Below are 5,685 nucleotides of genomic sequence, written 5' to 3'. Positions count from 1 at the left end.
TTTGTTGTTTGGTGTCGGCGGTGACTTACTCTCCCACAACCTCCCGGTTGCAGTACCATCAGCGTGTGCAGGCTTAGCTTCCGGGTTCGGAATGGGACCGGGCGTTTCCCTGCAGCTATTGACCACCGACAAACATGCGAAGCATTAGTACATTCCCTTTTTGCTTGGGTGTTGTGTCAGATACTGCATAGTGGACGCGGTCACGACGGTGACTGTTTACATTTCTTTGTTCTTGTCTTTTGCCAGCACACGTAGTGTGTTGGTGTTTGTTGTGGTCTATTAGTACCAGTAGCCTTCACACCTTACGGTGCGTCCAGGTCTGGCCTATCTACCCTATCGTCTTTAGGGGACCTTAGAGAAACCTCATCTTAAAACAGGCTTCCCGCTTAGATGCTTTCAGCGGTTATCCCTTCCGTACGTAGCCAACCAGCGATACCCCTGGCGGGATAACTGGCACACTAGAGGTACGTCCGTCCCGGTCCTCTCGTACTAGGGACAGCTTTCTTCAAGTTTCAACGCGCGCGGCGGATAGAGACCGAACTGTCTCACGACGTTCTGAACCCAGCTCGCGTGCCGCTTTAATGGGCGAACAGCCCAACCCTTGGGACCTACTCCAGCCCCAGGATGCGACGAGCCGACATCGAGGTGCCAAACCATCCCGTCGATATGGACTCTTGGGGAAGATCAGCCTGTTATCCCCGGGGTACCTTTTATCCGTTGAGCGACACCACATCCACAAGTAGGTGCCGGATCACTAGTCCCGACTTTCGTCCCTGCTCGACATGTCTGTCTCACAGTCAAGCTCCCTTGTGCACTTACACTCACCACCTGATTGCCAACCAGGCTGAGGGAACCTTTGGGCGCCTCCGTTACATTTTGGGAGGCAACCGCCCCAGTTAAACTACCCACCAGGCACTGTCCCCAACCCAGATCATGGGCCAAGGTTAGATGCTCAATCCGATCAGAGTGGTATTTCAACAACGACTCCACCACCACTAGCGTGATGACTTCCAAGTCTCCCACCTATCCTACACAAACCGAACCAAACACCAATACCAAGCTATAGTGAAGGTCCCGGGGTCTTTTCGTCCTGCCGCGCGTAACGAGCATCTTTACTCGTAGTGCAATTTCACCGGGTCTGTGGTTGAGACAGCAGAGAAGTCGTTACGCCATTCGTGCAGGTCGGAACTTACCCGACAAGGAATTTCGCTACCTTAGGATGGTTATAGTTACCACCGCCGTTTACTGGGGCTTAAATTCTCAGCTTCGCCAACAAATATTGACTAACCGGTCCTCTTAACCTTCCAGCACCGGGCAGGCGTCAGTCCATATACATCAACTTCACGTCTTCGCATGGACCTGTGTTTTTGATAAACAGTCGCTTCCCTCTATTCTCTGCGACCCCACAACGCTTAACACCGCAAAGAGTGCTCACGTCGTGAGGCCCCCCTTCTCCCGAAGTTACGGGGGCATTTTGCCGAATTCCTTAACCACAGTTCACCCGAACGCCTTAGTATTTTCAACCTGACTACCTGTGTCGGTTTAGGGTACGGGCCATACACACACATCGCTAGAGGCTTTTCTCGACAGTACAGGATCACCACCATCAACCCCCATGGGGTCTACGCATCACGTCTCAACCCTATGTGTAGCGGATTTACCTACCACACGGCATACACGCTTACACCACCAATCCACTAAGTGGCGTGGCTACCTCACTGCGTCACCCCATCACTTGAACCACACATCAGGCCCCACGACATCAACACCACCAACACTCAAAGAGCCTTAGCAGTGCATCCGCGGTGGTTAGTATCAGTGCTTTATCATGGGCGCGCATGTACGGGTACCAGAATATCAACTGGTTATCCATCGACTACGCCTGTCGGCCTCGCCTTAGGTCCCGACTCACCCTGGGAAGACGAACTTGACCCAGGAACCCTTAGTCATCCGGCGGATAGGATTCTCACCTATCAATTCGTTACTCATGCCTGCATTCTCACTCGCACACAGTCCACGCCTCCTTACGGTAACGCTTCAACCTATGCACGACGCTCCCCTACCCAAACAAAAAATTGTTTGCCGCGGCTTCGGCGGTGTACTTGAGCCCCACTGAATTGTCGGCGCAGAACCACTCGACCAGTGAGCTATTACGCACTCTTTCAAGGATGGCTGCTTCTAAGCCAACCTCCTGGCTGTCTTCGCGATCCCACATCCTTTTCCACTTAGTACACCCTTAGGGGCCTTAACCGGCGATCTGGGCTGTTTCCCTCTCGACTATGAAGCTTATCCCCCACAGTCTCACTGCCGTACAACACAATTAGTGGCATTCGGAGTTTGGCTGACATTGCTAAGATTGTAGTCCCGCTCAACCAACCAGTCGCTCTACCTCCACCAAGCTATAATACGACGCTGCACCTAAATGCATTTCGGGGAGAACCAGCTATCACGGAGTTTGATTGGCCTTTCACCCCTACCCACAGCTCATCCCCGCAGTTTTCAACCTACGTGGGTTCGCGCCTCCACAACCTCTTACAGCTGCTTCACACTGGCCATGGGTAGATCACCCCGCTTCGGGTCCAGGACATGCCACTTACCACCCCATTAGGATTCGGTTTCCCTACGGCTACCCCACACGGGTTAACCTCGCGACATGCCGCTGACTCGCAGGCTCATTCTTCAAAAGGCACGCCATCACACACAAACGGTGCTCTGACGGATTGTAAGCACATGGTTTCAGGAACTATTTCACTCCCCTCCCGGGGTACTTTTCACCATTCCCTCACGGTACTCAATACACTATCGGTCACACTGAGTATTTAGGCTTACCGGGTGGTCCCGGCAGATTCACAGCAGATTCCACGAGCCCGCTGCTACTCGGGCAACCCAACAACCCATATGCCATTGTCTTCAACTACAGGACTCTCACCTTCTCCGGCAGGCCATTCCAAACCACTTCACCTAACAACAACACACAAGCACGATGATGGTAGTCACCGCCCATTGGGGCCCACAACACCGCACACACAACCCCTACCAGGTATCACATGCACACGGTTTAGCCTCATCCACGTTCGTTCGCCACTACTAGCAGAATCATTATTATTTTCTCCTCCTACGGGTACTGAGATGTTTCACTTCCCCGCGTCAACCCCCACAACAGCTATGAATTCACTGAAGGGTAACCCCACATAACCAGGGCCAGGTTTCCCCATTCGGACATCCTCGGATCAACGCTTAATTGACAACTCCCCGAGGCTTAACGCAGCCTTTCACGTCCTTCATCGGCTCAGCATGCCAAGGCATCCACCATGCGCCCTTAATAACGAACACACAAACCACCACACAAAACCATGCAGCGGCCACACAAGTGAACTTGACAAAAAATTGACTAAAGAAAAAAGAAATCACACAAACACACACAAACAAACCACACGGCCTGTCCACTATGTGTTTAATGCTCGCGTCCACTATACAGTTCTCACACAACACCCCAACCACACCCCACCAACACAACAGTGTCAGCAGATAAAATGGTCAGGCACAAAAAAAGGGGAATAATGCCCCAGACACCCAACAATGCACCAACATACAAACAACAATTACTTTTAAAAACTGTGCACGGCACACGTGTATCACAAAGCGCCATTCAAACACTTGGTCTTGCCTTACAGGTGTATGTTCCACCCGGATTTTACATAAACAACAGTTGGCAGCATGACACTCGCATACTCAACCAACCACAGGATGCAACTGCACCCCAATAAATAAAAGCTCCTTAGAAAGGAGGTGATCCACCCGCACCTTCCGGTACGGGTACCTTGTTACGACTTCGTCCCAATCGCCGATCCCACCTTCGACGGCTCCCTAACAAGTTTGGGCCACCGGCTTCGGGTGTTACCAACTTTCATGACGTGACGGGCGGTGTGTACAAGGCCCGGGAACGTATTCACCGCAGCATTGCTGATCTGCGATTACTAGCGACTCCGACTTCATGGGGTCGAGTTGCAGACCCCAATCCGAACTAAGGCCGGCTTTCAGCGATTCGCTCCACCTCACAGTGTCGCTGCGCGTTGTACCGACCATTGTAGCATGTGTGAAGCCCTGGACATAAGGGGCATGATGATTTGACGTCATCCCCACCTTCCTCCGAGTTGACCCCGGCAGTCTCTCATGAGTCCCCAACCAAATGCTGGCAACATAAGACAAGGGTTGCGCTCGTTGCGGGACTTAACCCAACATCTCACGACACGAGCTGACGACAACCATGCACCACCTGTACACCAGCCACAAAGGGAAACTACATCTCTGCAGCGATCCAGTGTATGTCAAGCCCAGGTAAGGTTCTTCGCGTTGCATCGAATTAATCCACATGCTCCGCCGCTTGTGCGGGCCCCCGTCAATTCCTTTGAGTTTTAGCCTTGCGGCCGTACTCCCCAGGCGGGGCGCTTAATGCGTTAGCTACGGCACGAAAGTCGTGAAAAGACCCTCACACCTAGCGCCCACCGTTTACGGCATGGACTACCAGGGTATCTAATCCTGTTCGCTACCCATGCTTTCGCTCCTCAGCGTCAGTAACTGCCCAGTAACCTGCCTTCGCCATCGGTGTTCCTCCTGATATCTGCGCATTTCACCGCTACACCAGGAATTCCAGTTACCCCTACAGTACTCAAGTTATGCCCGTATCGCCTGCACGCCCGGAGTTAAGCCCCGGAATTTCACAGACGACGCGACAAACCACCTACGAGCCCTTTACGCCCAGTAATTCCGGACAACGCTCGCACCCTACGTATTACCGCGGCTGCTGGCACGTAGTTAGCCGGTGCTTCTTATCTAGGTACCGTCACAAAAAGCTTCGTCCCTAGCGAAAGGAGTTTACAACCCGAAGGCCGTCATCCCCCACGCGGCGTCGCTGCATCAGGCTTGCGCCCATTGTGCAATATTCCCCACTGCTGCCTCCCGTAGGAGTCTGGGCCGTATCTCAGTCCCAATGTGGCCGTCCACCCTCTCAGGCCGGCTACCCGTCGCCGCCTTGGTAGGCCATTACCCCACCAACAAGCTGATAGGCCGCGAGCTCATCCTACACCGAAAAAACTTTCCAACCATCACACTAAAAATGGCTCCTATCCGGTATTAGACCCAGTTTCCCAGGCTTATCCCGAAGTGCAGGGCAGATCACCCACGTGTTACTCACCCGTTCGCCACTCGAGTACCCTGCAAGCAGGGCCTTTCCGTTCGACTTGCATGTGTTAAGCACGCCGCCAGCGTTCGTCCTGAGCCAGGATCAAACTCTCCACAAAAAAATTTCAGAACAAAAATCCGAAACAGGCCGTGAAAAGCCCGAAACCCAACAAAAGAACAAACCACCACAAACCACACAAAATGCAGCCCATGCTGGCGTCCAAAAAAATTACTACAAAGAAAAATAAAGCAGTTCCCTCAACCCGACGGGGTCAAAAAGAGGAAACCAAAAAGATTGAACACAATCACATGCCAACCAATCCATCTCAATGCAGCCGAAACACCAAACAGCATTCAAATGAGTACGCGTTTCACATACCCAACCGGCACACACCAACCAACAAACCACCAAACGGCTCACTGGCAGACAAACCAATCAACACACAACCATGCACACAAAAATAAAAAAGTACATTGGCACACTATTGAGTTCTCAAACATCAT

The 5,685-nt window shown here is 52.3% G+C and carries 3 rRNA genes; all 3 read right to left on the bottom strand.

The features are described 5' to 3' along the window. Window positions 1–12 precede the first annotated feature (12 nt). Window positions 13–130: ribosomal RNA gene (rrf, locus tag L8V01_RS11760) — 5S ribosomal RNA — on the bottom strand. Between the two features lie 130 nt (window positions 131–260). After that, window positions 261–3,333 (bottom strand): 23S ribosomal RNA (locus L8V01_RS11755). 449 nt (window positions 3,334–3,782) lie between these two features. Then, window positions 3,783–5,300, bottom strand: a 16S ribosomal RNA gene (locus L8V01_RS11750). The 16S, 23S and 5S rRNA genes sit together here, the layout of an rRNA operon. Window positions 5,301–5,685 lie beyond the last annotated feature (385 nt).

Source organism: Corynebacterium curieae (assembly GCF_027570035.1).
Taxonomy (GTDB): domain Bacteria; phylum Actinomycetota; class Actinomycetes; order Mycobacteriales; family Mycobacteriaceae; genus Corynebacterium; species Corynebacterium curieae.
This window is presented reverse-complemented; position numbering and strand designations above follow the sequence as displayed.